This is a genomic window from Streptomyces sp. NPDC050418, assembly GCF_044458745.1.
Taxonomy (GTDB): Bacteria; Actinomycetota; Actinomycetes; order Streptomycetales; family Streptomycetaceae; genus Streptomyces.
Window position 1 is genome coordinate 129,498 of record NZ_JBITIG010000008.1, and the last position, 15,778, is coordinate 145,275.

Genomic DNA, 15,778 nt, shown 5'->3' on the forward strand with positions numbered 1-15,778 from the left:
GGGACCCCGCCCCCGGCCCCACTCCTACTCCTTCGTCACGAACCCCTCCGAAACCAGCCAGTCCATCGCCACGTCATGCGGATCCTGCCCGTCCACATCCACCTTGGCGTTCAGCTCCTGCGCCACCGGATTCGTCAGCTTCTTCGTGATCGGGTTCAGGATGTCCGCGATCTCCGGGTGCTCCTTCATCGTCTCGGCGTTCATCATCGGCGCCGCGTTGTACGACGGGAAGAAGTGCTTGTCGTCCGCCAGCACGACCAGGTCCATCGCCTTGATCCGGCCGTCCGTCGTGAAGACCAGGCCGAACGTGCAGGCCTTGCCCTCGGACACCTGGGTGTAGACGATCCCGGAGTCCATCGTCTGCACCTGCGACGGCGGGATCTTCATGCCGTACGCCTTCTCCATGCCCGGCAGTCCGTCGTCGCGTGAGGAGAACTCCTGGTTGACGCAGAGCGTCACCGCGGACGGGTCCGACTTCGAGAGCGCCGCGACGTCCGAGAGCGTCTTGGTGCCGTACTTCTTCTCGTTGGCCTGGTTGAGCGCGAGCGCGTACGTATTGTTGAGCTCGGCGGGCGGCAGCCAGTCGATGCCGTTCGCCACGTCCGCGTCGCGCAGCGCCTTCCACTGCGCCTCGGCGCCCGTCACCGGTTCCGTGTGACCGAGATACGTGATCCAGCCGGTGCCCGTGTACTCGTACATCCCGTCCGCGTCACCGGACTTGACCGCCTCGCGCGCGCCGATCGACCCCTGGATCCCGGTCCGGTCGAGGACGTCCGCACCGGCCGCCTTCAGCGCGATGCCCATGATCTCGCCGAGCACCAGCTGCTCGGTGAACTCCTTGGACGTGACGGTGAGATCGACCCCGTCGAGCGGCCGGCCTTTGCCGATCGAGCCCGGTCCGACATCCGCCACGAGCGGGCTTCCGGAGTGCAGCCCGCAGCCCGCGAGCGAGGCGAGGAGCAGCCCCGCACCCCCGTACGCACCGATCCGACGCCTCATGAGCGCACCTCCAGACCGCGCGGCCGCAGCAGGAGTTCGGCGAGCGAGGCCAGCCAGTCCACCAGGAGCGCGAGTGCGACCGTGAGGATCGAGCCGAGGACCAGGACCGGCATGCGCTGCGTGGTGATCCCGGTGGAGATCAGATCGCCGAGCCCGCCCCCGCCGCCGAACGTCGCGAGCGTCGCGGTGCCCACGTTCAGGACCAGCGCGGTACGGACGCCCGCCAGGATCAGCGGTACGGCCAGGGGGAGTTCGACCTTGGACAGGACGCCGAGCGGGGACATGCCGATCCCGCGCGCGGCCTCCAGGAGCGTCGGGTCGTTGGCCTTCAGGCCCGCGATGGTGTTGGAGAGCACGGGCAGCACCGCGTAGATCACCATGCCGACCAGGGCGGCCTTCATGCCGATGCCCATCCAGATGACGAGCAGCGCGAGCAGGCCGATCGCCGGGGTCGCCTGGCCGATGTTGGCGAGGGCGACCGCGAACGGCGCCGCCGGGCGCAGCCGCTTGCGGGTCAGCAGGATGCCCAGCGGGATCGCGATGATCAGCACGAAGAACGTGGAGATCACGGTCAGTTCGATGTGCTGGCGCAGCCGCACCCACACGTTGCCGTCCGCGAGCGCGTTCTGCGAGATCGAGTCGAGGTCCGCGTTGCGGAACCACAGCCAGGTCACCAGGAGCACCACGGCCAGCGTCCCCGGCAGGAACGTCAGCTTCTGCCAGGTGACGCGACGCGGGGCGCGCGCGGCCGGCGCCGGCGGTCCGACCTCGGCCTCGGCCTCGCCCGTGTCACGGAAGGTGTGCCCCTTGACCTCGTGCTCGCCGGCGGGGCGGCGCGGCTCGGTGGGATGCGGGGGCACCGGCGGCTCGTGCGGGGGCGTCACGACGCGTCCTCCCCGAACCCGGCGCCCTCGCCCTCCTGTGCGCGATGGGTCTGCTCGGCGCGCTGGTCCCGCAGTTCGTGCTGGTGCTCCATGGCGTCGAGCCGGTCGCGCTCGAGGAGTTCGTGCACGGAGTTCATCAGCGTCTCCATGTCGACGACGCCCGTGTACTCGCCGCGCCGCCCGGTCACCGCGACCCGCCCCGCGCTCTCCGTGAGCACCGCTTCGAGCGCGTCGCGCAGGGTCGCGTCGCGGGTGACGGTGTCGTGCACGAGCGTGCCCGCGCGCGCCAGTGAGCCCTTGGCGCGCATCAGGTCACCGCGCCGCAGCCATTTGTAGGGGCGGCCCCGCTTGTCGAGGAGCAGCAGCTCGCTCGTGGTGCCGTCGCGCAGCTTGTTGAAGATCTCCTGCAGCGGGTCGTCCACGGTCACGGTCGGGTAGTCGCGGATCTCCACGTCCCGTACGCGCGTGAGGTTCAGCCGCTTCAACGCGGCGCCCGCGCCCACGAAGCCCGACACGAAGTCGTCGGCGGGATTGGTCAGAATCGCTTCCGGGGTGTCGAACTGCGCGATGTGCGAGCGCTCGCGGAGCACCGCGATCCGGTCGCCGAGCTTGATCGCCTCGTCGAAGTCATGCGTGACGAAGACGATCGTCTTGTGCAGCTCGTGCTGCAGCCGGATCAGTTCGTCCTGGAGGTGGTCGCGGGTGATCGGGTCGACCGCGCCGAACGGCTCGTCCATCAGGAGCACCGGCGGGTCGGCGGCCAGCGCCCGGGCCACGCCCACGCGTTGCTGCTGGCCGCCGGAGAGCTGACGCGGATAGCGGCCGCGGAACTCGCCGGGATCGAGTCCTACGAGGTCCAGCATCTCCTCGACCCGGTCCTTGATCCGGTTCTTCGGCCAGCCGATCATCTTCGGTACGAGCGCGATGTTCTGCGCGACCGTCATGTGCGGGAAGAGACCCGACGACTGGATCGCGTAGCCGATCGTCCGGCGCAGCTTCACCGGATCCATGTCCGTGACGTCCTCGCCGCCGATCCGGATCCGCCCGCCCGTCGGCTCGATCAGCCGGTTGATCATCTTCAGGGTCGTGGACTTGCCGCAGCCCGAGGGCCCCACGAAGATGACCAGTTCACCGGCCTTGATCTCCATGTTCACGCTGTCCACCGCGGGGTCCGAGCTGCCCGGGTAGCGCTTGGTGAGGTTCTCCAGCTCGATGGTCGCGCCCGTCGCCTCGCGGGCGGACGCCCCGTCCGGGTCCGCGTCCGTCGTGCTCGCGCCGGTGGTCGTGCTCGTGGTCGTCTCAGACACGGATACCCCTGGAGATCGTCAGCCGTCCGATCAGTACGTAGGCGGCGTCGAAGAGCAGCGCGAGGACGACGATCCCGAGCGTGCCGGCGAGCACCTGGTTGAGCGCGTTCTTGCTGCCGAGGGAGCCGATCCCGCGGAAGATCTCGTTGCCGAGCCCGGGCCCGGAGGCGTACGCGGCGATGGCGGCGATGCCCATGAGCATCTGCGTGGAGACCCGGATCCCGGTGAGGATCGGCGGCCACGCGAGCGGCAGTTCGACCTTCATCAGCCGCGCCGTGCGCGACATCCCGATGCCCTTGGCCGCGTCCACCAGTGACGGATCGACGCCGCGCAGCCCCACGATCGAGTTCCGCACGATCGGCAGGAGCCCGTACAGGGTCAGCGCGATCACCGTCGGCGGCACGCCCAGACCCACGACCGGGATCAGCAGACCGATCAGGGCCAGCGAGGGGATCGTCAGAAGGGTCGCGGTGGTGAGCGTGGCCATGTTGCCCGCCCACTCGCTGCGGTAGGTGAGGACACCGATGAGGACGCCGATCACGGTCGCGATGACCATGCACTGGAAGACGGCGCTTGCGTGCTGGAACGCGTCCGTCAGGAGCTGCTCATGGCGGCTGCTGAGGTAGTCCCAGAAGTTCACGCTCGCTCACCTCCGGGATCAGGATCAGGGGCCGCTGTCCTCCCGGGCCGCCGCCTGCTCCACGAGCGGGATGATCCGCAGCGGAACGGGATTTTCCATGACGATCGCCGTGGAGGCCCGGACGATGCCATCAAAACCCACAACCCGGTCGATCACACGTTGGAGATCGGCGTTGGAGCGGGCCACCAGACGGCACAGCATGTCCCCGTGCCCGGTCGTCGTGTGCAGCTCCAGGACCTCCGGCACCCCGCCCAAGTGCGCCCGTACCTCCGTGCCCTGGCCCTGTTTGATCTCCAGCGTCGCGAACGCCGTCACCGGGTAGCCGAGCGCCGCCGGGTCGACCTGCGGGCCGAAGCCGCGGATGACTCCATTCGACTGAAGGCGGTCGAGCCGCGCCTGCACGGTCCCGCGCGCGACCCCGAGCCGCCGCGACGCCTCCAGGACGCCGATCCGGGGCTCACGCGCGAGCAGCACGATGAGCCGCCCGTCGAGCTCGTCGATTCCGGGAGTCCCGGAGGACCCGGGCGATGACCCTGGAGATACGGACATGGCGTGGCTCACACTCCCGCTGGTCATCCTGTACAGATCGTCCGGCCATCCTGGCGTACGACTATGCAGATTGCCCAGCAGAACAATCAACTATTGCGCAGCTTGCGGCCCGGAGAGACGCTACGCGCATGACTGAGACTATGCACTCCACCCCCGAAACCGCCCGGCAGGCCGACCCCTTCCCGGTGAAGGGAATGGACGCGGTCGTCTTCGCCGTGGGCAACGCCAAGCAGGCCGCGCACTACTACTCGACGGCCTTCGGCATGAAGCTGGTCGCCTACTCCGGACCGGAGAACGGCAGCCGCGAGACCGCCAGTTACGTGCTCACCAACGGCTCCGCCCGTTTCGTCTTCACCTCCGTCATCAAGGCCTCGACCGACTGGGGCCGCTTCCTCGACGAGCACGTCGCCGCGCACGGCGACGGAGTCATCGACCTCGCCATCGAGGTCCCGGACGCGCGCGCCGCCTACGCGTACGCGGTCGAGCACGGCGCCCGCGGCGTCGAGGAGCCCTACGAGACGAAGGACGAGCACGGCGTCGTCGTCCGCGCCGCCATCGCCACCTACGGCAAGACCCGCCACACGCTGGTCGAGCGGAAGGACTACACGGGCCCGTACCTGCCGGGCTACGTGGCCGCGAAGCCGATCGTCGAGCCGCCGGCCAAGCGCACCTTCCAGGCCATCGACCACTGCGTCGGCAATGTCGAGCTCGGCAGGATGAACGAGTGGGTGGCCTTCTACAACAAGGTCATGGGCTTCACGAACATGAAGGAGTTCGTGGGCGACGACATCGCCACCGAGTACTCCGCGCTCATGTCCAAGGTCGTCGCCGACGGCACGCTCAAGGTCAAGTTCCCGATCAACGAGCCGGCCATCGCGAAGAAGAAGTCGCAGATCGACGAGTACCTGGAGTTCTACGGCGGGGCCGGCGTCCAGCACATCGCGCTCGCCACGAACGACATCGTCGCGACCGTGCGGTCCATGCGCGCGGGCGGCGTCGAGTTCCTCGACACCCCCGACTCGTACTACGACACCCTCGGCGAGTGGGCCGGCGAGACCCGCGTGCCCGTCGAGACCCTGCGTGAGCTGAAGATCCTCGTCGACCGTGACGAGGACGGCTATCTGCTGCAGATCTTCACCAAGCCGGTCCAGGACCGTCCGACCGTCTTCTTCGAGATGATCGAGCGCCACGGCTCCATGGGCTTCGGCAAGGGCAACTTCAAGGCCCTCTTCGAGGCGATCGAGCGCGAGCAGGAGAAGCGCGGCAACCTCTGAGGTTCTTCGTACGTCGCTCAGCGCGCCGTCCCGGCCGGTTTCGGCTTCGGGGCGGCGGGCTGCTTCGAGGCCGGCGACGCAGGCTTGGGGCGGGACGAACTCCCGCCCGGCGGTGAGGACTTGGGCGCCGCCGTCGGAGTCTGCGGCTTGGGCTGCTGCTGAGGCGTGCCCTGCGGCTTCGCCGGCTGCTGGGGCTTCGCCTGCCCGGCCGGAGCCGCCGGACGGTCCAGCGCGGGCGGCTGCGGCTTCTCGCCGGTGACGTTGACCGGGCCGCCGGGGGGCGGCTCGCCCAGCGCCGCGAGGGCCTCCTCGGCTGCCGGTGCGTGCAGCTGCGAGAACCGCGGGTTGATCTTCAGCGCCTCCGTCAGGAACCGCCGCGCCGCCCCGTACTCCTCCAGCGAGCGCTCGATCTGCCCGCGGTGGTACGCGAACAGGGCGCTGCGCGGCGCGTCCTTGTCCATCGCCCGCTTCGCGTACCACAGCGCCTTCTTGCTGTTCCCGGCCCGGAAGTGCGCCCAGCCCAGCGCGTCCGTGACCTGCCGCCCCGGATGCCGCTTCCACTCGGCGGTCAGCCGCGCCACCGCCGCGTCCGCGTCCCCGTGGTCCGCCTCGAAGAGCCCAAGTGCCAATTGGTCCACCCCGGGCCCGCGGTCTCTCAACTGCCGCCGTACGGCGTCGTACTGGGCGTTCGCGGCCGCCTGCAGACCCACCGACTCGTACAGCTCGCCCAGCTCCGTCGCGTACTGCGGCAGCGGCAGCTTGCGAAGCGCCGCCTGGTACGCCGTCAGCGCGTCGGGGGTCCGGTCGAGCGCCGCCAGCGAGCGGGCCTTCCCGGCGAGCGACGGGGCGTGCTCGGGATCGGTGCGCAGCGCCGCCTCGAACCACCGCAGCGACTCCGCCGCCTCACCCCGCTCCCACGCCAGCTCGCCCACACTGTGCTGGTACGCGGCCTGCTCGGCGGGCGTCTTCGCGAGCGCCGCCGCGTCCACGATCGCGGCGGCCGCGTTCTCGCGCCAGCCGCGGTCCACGTAGGTCCGGGCGGAGCGCGCCAGGACCGCCGCGTTCCAGTGCAGCTCCTGCAGCTTCTCCAGGGACTTGTCGGCCGCCTTGTAGTCACCGAGCCGGTCGTACGTGTCGATCAGGACCGGATACAGGGTCCACCGCTTGGGCTGCTGCTTCACCGCAAGCTCGCCCCACTTCTTCGCGGCCCGGTAGTCGTGCCGCGCACTGGACAGCGCCGACATCCCGGCCAGCGCCCCGACGTTGCCCTCGTCGCCGGGCACCGCGGCCAGCGAACGCTTCAGCGCCTGCTCGGCCTGCGCGTACAGCGCGCGGTCCGCGGTCCGCCGCCCGTGCTCCACGTACGCGCTGCCGAGCACCGCCCACGACTCCTCGTCCCCGGGGTGCTTGGCGAGATGCGCCTCGCGGTCGGCGATCAGGGCGCCGAGATCGGTGAGCGAGGCCGGCGCGCCGACCGCCACCGCCTCCTGCGCCCGGCCCACCGGACCGGGAGCGGGCGGCGTCCCCTGGTCCGCGAGCAGCGGGAGCGCGAACACACCGCACGACAGGACCACCGAACCGACGACCGCGGTCACCATCGTCCGGCGCAGGGTCCGGGCACTGTCCGCCGCGGCCGGGCGCGCGGGCGCGGGGGGCTCGTGGGCGTCGAGGGCGGCGAGGTTCCGCAGAGGGTCCTGTTCGTTCTCCATGGCGCAACTGTGCGCCCATATGAAGAGCACACCGATGTACGGCAAGCGCGCCCGCCGACGGGTTCACACCGATGGCCCCGGGTGCCAGGCTGGAGATCATGACCGCCGCACCGGACCTCCCGCCGGACCCCACCGCACCGGACCCCGCCGCACCGGGCTCCACCGCCACAGCGCTCCTGGAGCGCCTTCGCGCGGGACTCCCCGCCGAGTCCCTCCTCACCGACCCCGGCATCACCGCCTCCTACGCCCACGACATGGCGAGCTTCTGCGAGGCGGGCACGCCCGCGGTCGTCGTCCTGCCGCGCACCGTCGAAGAGGTGCAGCACGTGATGCGCACCGCGACCGAGCTGCGGGTGCCGGTGGTCCCGCAGGGCGCGCGCACCGGGCTCTCGGGCGCGGCGAACGCGAGCGAGGGGTGCATCGTGCTCTCGCTGGTCAAGATGGACCGCATCCTCGAGATCAACCCCGTGGACCGTATCGCCGTCGTCGAACCGGGCGTCATCAACGCCACCCTGTCGCGCGCGGTCAACGAACACGGCCTCTACTACCCGCCCGACCCGTCGAGTTGGGAGATGTGCACCATCGGCGGCAACATCGGCACGGCCTCCGGGGGCCTGTGCTGTGTGAAGTACGGGGTCACCGCCGAGTACGTCCTCGGCCTCGACGTCGTCCTCGCCGACGGCCGCCTCCTGAAGACCGGACGCCGTACGGCCAAGGGCGTCGCGGGCTACGACATGACCCGTCTCTTCGTCGGCTCCGAGGGCAGCCTCGGCATCGTCGTACGGGCCGTGCTCGCGCTCAAGCCGCAGCCGCCCCGGCAGCTGGTCCTCGCCGCCGAGTTCGCGTCCACGGCGGCCGCCTGCGACGCCGTGTGCAAGATCATGGAAGGCGGCCATGTGCCGTCCCTGCTCGAACTCATGGACCGTACGACCGTGCGCGCCGTCAACGACATGGCGCGGATGGGCCTGCCCGAGACCACCGAGGCGCTGCTCCTCGCCGCCTTCGACACCCCCGACCCGGCCGCCGATCTCGCCGCCGTCGGCGCGCTCTGCGCGGCGGCGGGCGCGACCGAGGTGGTGCCCGCCGAGGACCACGCCGAGTCCGAACTCCTGCTCGCGGGCAGGCGTCTGTCCCTCACCGCCCTCGAGGCGATCAAGGGCAGCTCCATGATCGACGACGTCTGCGTGCCGCGCTCACAGCTCGGCGCCCTGCTCGAAGGCACCGCCCGTATCGCGGAGAAGTACGACCTGACGATCGGGGTCTGCGCCCACGCGGGGGACGGCAACACGCACCCCACGGTCTGCTTCGACGCACAGGACCCCGACGAGTCGCGGCGCGCCCGCGAATCCTTCGACGAGATCATGGCCCTCGGTCTGGAGCTCGGCGGCACGATCACCGGCGAGCACGGTGTGGGCATCCTCAAGAAGGAGTGGCTGGCACGCGAGATCGGCCCCGTGGGCGTGGAGCTGCAGCGGGGTATCAAGCAGACCTTCGACCCGCTGGGCCTCCTCAACCCGGGCAAGCTCTTCTGACGCGCGACGGGGATCCGGCGCGCTCCTGGGATCCGGCCCGCTCCGGAGATCACTCACCGTCCTTGGACTCGTCCGAGGGCCACGGGTCGCTCAGCCACAGGTCGTCGTGGCCGCGCGGTGCGGGGGCGAGCAGCTCGGCGAGGCCCTCGTCGATGCCGAGCTGCCCGGACTCCGCACCCGGGGGGACCACCCGCAGCGTCCGCTCCAGCCAGGAGGAGACGGCGGCGGCCGGCGCCTCCAGGAGCGCGTCGCCGTCGGGCGAGCTGAGCGCCATGAGCACGACGCTGCGGCCCTCGACCTTCGTCGGCCAGATCCGTACGTCCCCGTGCCCGCACGGCCGGAAGACGCCCTCGACCAGGAGCTCGCGGGCGAAGGTCCAGTTGACGGGCTGGTCGGTGTTGACGTGGAAGGTGATGTGCACGGCGTACGGGTCGTCCGTGCGGTAGGTCAGCCGGGCCGGCACCGGGATGCTCCGCTCCGGGGAGAGCACCAGCCTCAGTTCGAGTTCGCGTTCCACCACGGTCTGCATCTGCGTCCGTTTCCTTTCGGTCCCTGCGGGCTCCTCGGCGGCCCACGCAGAGTGAGAGGGGGGTGGGGCGGATTGCTTACGCGACTTCGCAGAAGTTTTTTCGGGGAGTTCCGAGCGCGCACGGACGGAGCTTCCCGGCCCGCACGAACCGAGCCTCCGAGCCCGCACGAAAGGGGGCGATGAGGGCGGACGGGCCCAGGTGAGGGCGGCGGTCTGATAGATGTGGACCCACCACCCCAAGACCCCCGAGCAGATACGGGACGACGGACCATGAGCGCGCCCACCCCGGCACCCGGCGAGACCAGCCCGCGCGCGGGCTATTACCCCGATCCGTCCATTCCGGGATATGTCCGGTACTGGAACGGTGTCGCCTGGGTCCCCGGCACCAGCCGCCCCGCTCCGTCCGAGGGCGAGGCCATGCCCGCACCGCCCGGCGGCGCCGCGCCCGCGGTCCCCGCGCAGCCCACCGTGCCGCAGCAGCAGCCGCGGGTGGACGAGACGGGGCCGGTCTTCTTCGACGAGGAACCGCAGGACGTGGTGCCCGCGCAGCCCGCCCTGGGCACCCCGAAGGTTGCCGAGCCCTCGGACGCGGCGCCCGCGCCCGCGTCCGCCGAGCCGGAGGATCTGCACGGCGCGCGGCCCGAACCGGCGTCCGCCTGGCAGGCCGACGCCGGGCGGCAGTCCGGGTTCGGCGGCGAGCAGGACCGCAAGGTGTCGTGGGGTGCGCCGGCGGGGTCGGGCCAGGACCCGCGCGTGCCGTCCTCTCCTGCGGAGACGAGCGACGCACCCGCCTCTTCTGCTCCCTCTCCCTCCGCTCCTTCGGGGGACGTTCCCTCCGAGGGGACGATGACGATGCGGGCGCTCCGTCCCCGTACGAGCGAATCCGGCACCGAGGCGCCGCAGGGGCCCTCGCACCGCACGGACGGCACGATGTCGATCCGCCGCGTCGAGGCCCCCGCGCCCGCGCAGCCCTCGGCTCCACGGTCGGGGTACGGCTACCCGCAGGCGGCCAACGCGTCGGCCGCCCCCGCCGCTCCGGCGACCCCGGCGGCCCCCGCTGCTCCCGCAACCCCGGCGACCCCTGCTGCTCCGGCGACCCCCTCCGCTCCGGCCACCCCCGCCACCCCCACCGCACCCACGCCCCCGCAGTCCGCCGCCTCCCCGCAGAACGCGGGCTCGCCGCTGACCCCGGGTGCCGGGGGCGGGAACGCCTCCTGGGCGCAGCAGGTGCACCAGCTGGCGCAGGCGCCCGCGGGGGAGGGGCAGCCGGTGGCGCCGTTCAAGCCCGTGGTCGAGGACCCGTTCCTCGCGCAGGCGCGGGCCCAGGCGGCCGTCCGGCCCGCGGGCCTGGGCAAGCGGCTCGCGGCCCGGCTCGTCGACACCCTGATCGTCGGCGGCCTCACCGCCGCGGCGGCGGTCCCGCTCGTCCCGAAGGCGCTCGACCACATCGACGCGAAGATCGACGAGGCGAAGCTGTCCGGCCTGAAGACCACGGTCTGGCTGCTCGACGGCACGACGGCGGCGTACCTCGGGATCGTCCTCGGGGTGCTGCTCGTGACGGGGCTCCTCTACGAGGCGCTGCCGACGGCGAAGTGGGGCCGGACGCTCGGCAAGAAGCTGCTCGGGGTCCAGGTCCGCGACATCGAGTCCCACGACGCCCCGTCGTTCGGGGCCTCGCTGCGGCGGTGGCTCGTCTATACGGTCCCGGGCGTCCTGGTCATCGGTGTCATCGGCATCGTGTGGTGCGTCTTCGACCGCCCATGGCGCCAGTGCTGGCACGACAAGGCGGCGCGGACGTTCGTGGCGGGCTGAGCGCCTCCTCCCCACCCCGCTCGCCCACCCGAACGGCCCACACAGGGATGCGCCCTCCCACCCGACGCGTTCGACTCGGGCCATGACCACCAACCCTCCGCCCCCGGGCTCAGGTCAGCCGGAGGACGACCCGTTCAAGAAGCAGCCGCCCTCGGGCGACCCCTACGGCACCCCGCCACCCAGCGACCCCTACGGCACCCCGCCACCCAGCGACCCCTACGGCACCCCGCCCCCGAGCGACCCGTACGGATCCGGTGGCGGCTCCCCGTACAACACTCCGCCGCCGCCACCCGGCGGCAACGACCCCTATGGCGGGGGCGGCGGGTTCGGCGGGTACGGGAGCGGGCCCGATCCGATGCAGGGCATGCCGCCGCTCGCCGACATGGGCAAGCGCGTCCTGGCCCGCATCATCGACGCCCTCATCATCGGCATCCCGCTGGGCCTCATCCAGCTGCCGTTCCGCAAGGTGGAGACGGACACCGACGACGTCGGTGACGTCATCTCCCAGAGCTACAGCGGCGGTTCGTTCATCTGGACGATCATCGCGTGCGTCGCGTTCGTCGGCTACGAGTGGTTCATGGTCAAGAACAACGGCCAGACCCTCGGCAAGAAGCTGATGAACCTGCGCGTGGGGATGCTGCAGGACGGCTCGACGCCGCAGTCCAACGCGGCGCTGACCCGCGCCGCGGTCCTCTGGCTGCCGGCGCTGCTGTGCTGCCCGTGCGTCTGGTGGCTGATCCTCATCGTGATGATGTCCGCCGACAAGCCGTACAAGCAGGCACTGCACGACAAGGCGGCGAAGACGGTGGTGGTCAGCACCGTCTGACCGACCGCAGGGGTGGTGGAGACAGACCGGCGGGGCCGTGCGCGCAGCACGGCCCCGCCGTCGTATGTCTCCGGGTCATGGACAGTTGTAGGTCGGGTCAGGCGGCCCGCTCAGGCAACCCGTGACTCCTCACGGTCCTCCACGGCAGGGCGCACCCGCGGCAACGGCACGCGCTCGCCGGGGACTTGGGCGGGCGGCGCCGCGGACGGGGCGGCGGCCTGGCGCGGCATCGGTACCGTCACGGCGACGAGGAGTCCGAGCCCCAGGGCGGCCACGGCGATGACGGCGACTCCGAGCCCCGTACTCGTCTGGGAGAGCAGCAACATGGCGACCGTGGCGGTCACGACCGTCAGGGATCCGTAGGAGAGCTGTGCAGCAGTCGGGCGCGGCATGGCGAACCGTCCTCTAAGAGGGTGCGGGGGTCTCGGTCGGTCGGGATGTGTCGAACGGTCGGGCTGCTCGGGCAAAATCACCGTCAACTGACTCTATTGCGCTGGATTCCCGGCCGGAACGGCCAGTAAGCGTGACCTAACCCACGGTGCCGGTGCATGGGGGGCGCACGGGTTCATTTCGTATCTCATCCGCTGAGACAGGCGCGCCGTGGGGGGTCCCGGAAGTGTCCGGATAGTGCAACTCGCGCTGCAACTAACGTACTTGGGCGCCTGAAGTCAAGGTCTGTCTTTTCTTCCGTAACTCCGGTCGAATGTCGTCACTTGTGACGCGACACTGCGCGCGGATCGCTCCGATTCCGGACCCCCCATCCGCAGACGCTGTCGCGGGGGAGGACTACATCCAAGTGAACAGTCAGTCAGGCAGACGCCGTTCCATACGCGTGCTCGCCGTCGGTGTGGCGCTGGCCGCCACAGGTGCGATGTCGTACGGCAGCGCACAGGCCGAGGACCAGTCGCCCGGCGCCCCTTCGGGCGTCGAGCGCCAGGACCCGGCCCCGGCGAAGGGTCATGTCGAGCACGACCTCAAGGGCCCGTTCAGCGAGCAGCAGGCCGCGGAGCGCGAGGCTGCGCTCCAGGAGGTCGTCTCGGGCGACGCCAAGGCGCAGCAGCGCGGTGCCTCGAAGGTCGTCAAGCTCGACGACGGCAAGTACGTCGAGCTCGGCCGCGAGAAGACCGACAAGATCTTCACGATCCTCGTGGAGTTCGGTGACAAGGTCGACGACACCACCATGTACGACCCGGACGGCGAGGGCCCCAAGCCTCCCGTCAAGAAGTTCGGCGGCACGCCGGGCCCGCAGCACAACGAGATCGCGGAGCCGGACCGCAAGAACGACAACTCCACGGACTGGATCGCCGACTTCGACCGGCAGCACTACCAGGACCTGTACTTCGCGACCGACAAGGAGAAGGAGTCGGTCAAGAAGTACTACGAGAAGCAGTCCTCGGGCCGCTACTCGGTCGACGGCCAGGTCCAGGACTGGGTCAAGGTCGAGTACAACGAGGCCCGGTACGGCTCGAACTACTGCGGCGCCACCAACTGCTCCAACGTCTGGGACGTCGTCCGCGACGGCACCAACGCCTGGGCGGCGGACCAGAAGGCCGCGGGCAAGACCGACGCCGAGATCAAGGCCCTGCTGGCCGAGTACGACCAGTGGGACCGCTACGACTTCGACGGCGACGGCAACTTCAACGAGCGCGACGGCTACATCGACCACTTCCAGATCGTCCACGCGGGCGAGGACGAGTCGGCCGGCGGCGGCGTCGAGGGCACCGACGCCATCTGGGCGCACCGCTGGTACGCCTACGGCACGGACGCCGGCAAGACCGGCCCGACCGAGAACAAGGCCGGCGGCACCCAGATCGGTGACACCGGCATGTGGGTCGGCGACTACACCGTCCAGCCGGAGAACGGCGGCCTCGGCGTCTTCGCGCACGAGTACGGCCACGACCTCGGTCTGCCGGACCTCTACGACACCTCCGGCGGCGGCGAGAACTCCACCGCCTACTGGACCCTGATGTCCTCCGGCTCCTGGCTGGGCAAGGGCGAGGACTCCATCGGTGACCTGCCCGGCGACATGACCGCCTGGGACAAGCTCAAGCTGGGCTGGCTGGACTACGACACGGCCAAGGCCGGGACGAAGTCCACGCACAAGCTGGGCGTCGCGGAGTACAACACCAAGAACCCGCAGGCGCTGGTCGTCGAGCTGCCGACGAAGAAGGTCACGACGCCGATCGTGAAGCCGGCGGCGGGCGAGAAGCAGTGGTGGTCCGGTCGTGGTGACGACCTCAAGAACACCCTGACCCGGTCGGTCGACCTGACCGGCAAGTCCAAGGCGAGCCTGGAGCTTTCGGGCTGGTGGGACATCGAGGCGGAGTACGACTTCCTGTACGCCGAGGTCTCCACGGACGGCGGCACCAGCTACACCGCGCTCGACGGCACCGCCGACGGCGCCGCGCTGCCCAAGGACGCCTCCGGCGCCCCGTCGCTGACCGGCCCCTCGGGCGCGTACAAGAAGCTCGTGTACTCGCTCGACGCCTACGCGGGCAAGAAGGTCGACCTGCGCTTCCGTTACCAGACGGACGGCGGCGTCAACATGACCGGCTTCGCCGCGGATGACATCTCCGTCGTGGCCGACGGCACCGCCCTGTTCACGGACGGCGCCGAGGGCGACGACAACGGCTGGACGGCGAAGGGCTTCTCGCGCGTCGGTGAGTCGATCACCAACGACTACGACCAGTACTACATCGCCGAGAACCGCCAGTACGTGTCGTACGACAAGACCCTGAAGACGGGTCCGTACAACTTCGGCTGGTCCAAGACCCGTGAGAACTGGGTCGAGCACTTCCCCTACCAGAAGGGTCTGATGATCTGGAAGTGGGACACCTCGCAGCCGGACAACAACACGTCCGCGCACCCCGGCGAGGGCCTCATCCTTCCGGTCGACGCCCACCCGAAGGCCGAGCGCTGGACCCAGGACCTCGACAAGGTTCCCGGCAACGACCTGATGCGCAACCGCATCCAGGCGTACGACTCGACCTTCAGCTGGTTCCCGGCCCAGGGCTTCACGCTGCACCGTGACGGTGTCGCCGCGAAGATCAAGTGGAAGGCCGGCGTCCCGGTCTTCGACGACGGCCGCAGCTCGTACTACGACGAGGCCAACCCGACGGCAGGTGTCAAGATCACTGACACCAACACCCGGATCGCGATCATCAAGCAGCCGCTGAGCGGCAAGACGATCACCCTCCAGGTCGGCCCCTCGAAGAAGTAATCCGTTAAACCGCAGGTCACAGTACGTTCGGCCGTCGCCCTCTAGCGGGCGGCGGCCGAACGTGCTTATGTGCCTGCTGTGGATTTCTTATTGACATCACGTCTCACGGGGGAGTGAAACGTATGGCTGGTGGAGGTTTCAGCAGGTTGCCCGGCGGCAGTGTGGTCGTGGCTCTCGACCTGCAGAACCCCTGTCCTGATGGGGCTGCGAGGGTGCGCGTCGTGGTGCACGCGGCGAACCGCGCCCGGGCCCTGACCCGGCTGCGCAACCTGGGGCTGCGCGCGGTCTATCTGCGGGGGAACGCGGCGCCGCCCACGCCGGACGAGATCACGGCGGTGCTGCACCATCCGGACGGCCTGATCTGGCGCGGGGAGCGCGAGTGCGCGGGCACCGCCGAGGAGCTGTGGCACCCGATCAGGGCGCTGCTGCGGACGATGACACCGCAGACGAGCCCGTACGTGGTGTGAGGCGGTCCAGGTCCCGCGTGGCGTGAGGCG

At 70.3% G+C, this 15,778-nt stretch carries 14 protein-coding genes; 6 read left to right on the forward strand and 8 right to left on the reverse strand.

Annotation, left to right across the window (positions count from 1 at the left end):
* Positions 1 to 24: 24 nt before the first annotated feature.
* From ACIBI4_RS20730 to ACIBI4_RS20750, 5 genes are read right to left on the reverse strand one after another with little or no spacing between them, the layout of a single operon-like run.
* Positions 25 to 999: a glycine betaine ABC transporter substrate-binding protein gene (locus ACIBI4_RS20730; RefSeq protein ID WP_399205410.1), complete on the reverse strand. Its 975-nt coding sequence runs from the start codon at positions 997 to 999 to the stop codon at positions 25 to 27.
* Complete coding sequence (locus ACIBI4_RS20735) at positions 996 to 1,883, reverse strand: ABC transporter permease (protein WP_399205411.1); 888 nt, start codon at positions 1,881 to 1,883, stop codon at positions 996 to 998. The genes ACIBI4_RS20730 and ACIBI4_RS20735 overlap by 4 nt, the downstream gene beginning before the upstream one ends.
* Positions 1,880 to 3,190, reverse strand: a complete 1,311-nt coding sequence (locus ACIBI4_RS20740; RefSeq protein WP_399205412.1) for a betaine/proline/choline family ABC transporter ATP-binding protein — start codon at positions 3,188 to 3,190, stop codon at positions 1,880 to 1,882. The genes ACIBI4_RS20735 and ACIBI4_RS20740 overlap by 4 nt, the downstream gene beginning before the upstream one ends.
* Complete coding sequence (locus ACIBI4_RS20745) at positions 3,183 to 3,830, reverse strand: ABC transporter permease (protein ID WP_399205413.1); 648 nt, start codon at positions 3,828 to 3,830, stop codon at positions 3,183 to 3,185. Before ACIBI4_RS20745 ends, ACIBI4_RS20740 begins: the two co-directional genes overlap by 8 nt.
* 24 nt (positions 3,831 to 3,854) lie before the next feature.
* Positions 3,855 to 4,379, reverse strand: coding sequence for an Lrp/AsnC family transcriptional regulator (locus ACIBI4_RS20750; RefSeq protein WP_399205414.1), 525 nt, complete (start codon positions 4,377 to 4,379; stop codon positions 3,855 to 3,857).
* Positions 4,380 to 4,507: 128 nt separating this feature from the next.
* Between ACIBI4_RS20750 and hppD the strand changes: the two genes are divergently transcribed.
* Positions 4,508 to 5,653, forward strand: a complete 1,146-nt coding sequence (hppD, locus tag ACIBI4_RS20755; protein WP_399205415.1) for a 4-hydroxyphenylpyruvate dioxygenase — start codon at positions 4,508 to 4,510, stop codon at positions 5,651 to 5,653.
* A gap of 17 nt (positions 5,654 to 5,670) precedes the next feature.
* On the opposite strand, the gene ACIBI4_RS20760 is transcribed toward hppD, so the two are convergent.
* A complete protein-coding gene (locus ACIBI4_RS20760) occupies positions 5,671 to 7,362 on the reverse strand; it encodes a hypothetical protein (RefSeq protein ID WP_399205416.1) in 1,692 nt (563 codons plus the stop codon).
* 98 nt (positions 7,363 to 7,460) lie between these two features.
* On the opposite strand from ACIBI4_RS20760, the gene ACIBI4_RS20765 reads away from it, so the two are divergent.
* The gene (locus ACIBI4_RS20765; protein WP_399205417.1) at positions 7,461 to 8,894 is read left to right on the forward strand and encodes an FAD-binding oxidoreductase; all 1,434 of its coding nucleotides are present in this window, start codon (positions 7,461 to 7,463) and stop codon (positions 8,892 to 8,894) included.
* A gap of 49 nt (positions 8,895 to 8,943) precedes the next feature.
* Here the strand turns inward: ACIBI4_RS20765 and ACIBI4_RS20770 are convergent, their stop codons facing one another.
* On the reverse strand, positions 8,944 to 9,423 hold the full coding sequence (locus tag ACIBI4_RS20770) for an SsgA family sporulation/cell division regulator (RefSeq protein WP_399205418.1): 480 nt from the start codon (positions 9,421 to 9,423) through the stop codon (positions 8,944 to 8,946).
* Between the two features lie 270 nt (positions 9,424 to 9,693).
* Here ACIBI4_RS20770 and ACIBI4_RS20775 point away from each other — a divergent pair, with 270 nt between their 5' ends.
* Together ACIBI4_RS20775 and ACIBI4_RS20780 are read left to right on the forward strand one after the other, a co-directional pair.
* On the forward strand, positions 9,694 to 11,235 hold the full coding sequence (locus ACIBI4_RS20775) for an RDD family protein (protein ID WP_399205419.1): 1,542 nt from the start codon (positions 9,694 to 9,696) through the stop codon (positions 11,233 to 11,235).
* A gap of 82 nt (positions 11,236 to 11,317) precedes the next feature.
* Positions 11,318 to 12,061: an RDD family protein gene (locus tag ACIBI4_RS20780; RefSeq protein ID WP_399205420.1), complete on the forward strand. Its 744-nt coding sequence runs from the start codon at positions 11,318 to 11,320 to the stop codon at positions 12,059 to 12,061.
* A gap of 110 nt (positions 12,062 to 12,171) precedes the next feature.
* Here ACIBI4_RS20780 and ACIBI4_RS20785 read toward each other — a convergent pair whose 3' ends face one another.
* Positions 12,172 to 12,453: a hypothetical protein gene (locus tag ACIBI4_RS20785; protein WP_399205421.1), complete on the reverse strand. Its 282-nt coding sequence runs from the start codon at positions 12,451 to 12,453 to the stop codon at positions 12,172 to 12,174.
* A 479-nt stretch (positions 12,454 to 12,932) separates the two neighbouring features.
* Here ACIBI4_RS20785 and ACIBI4_RS20790 point away from each other — a divergent pair, with 479 nt between their 5' ends.
* Both ACIBI4_RS20790 and ACIBI4_RS20795 read left to right on the forward strand, forming a co-directional pair.
* Positions 12,933 to 15,281 (forward strand): immune inhibitor A domain-containing protein, encoded by a 2,349-nt coding sequence (locus ACIBI4_RS20790; protein WP_399205709.1) that lies wholly within the window; start codon positions 12,933 to 12,935, stop codon positions 15,279 to 15,281.
* A gap of 122 nt (positions 15,282 to 15,403) precedes the next feature.
* Positions 15,404 to 15,748, forward strand: coding sequence for a hypothetical protein (locus ACIBI4_RS20795; protein ID WP_399205422.1), 345 nt, complete (start codon positions 15,404 to 15,406; stop codon positions 15,746 to 15,748).
* Positions 15,749 to 15,778 lie beyond the last annotated feature (30 nt).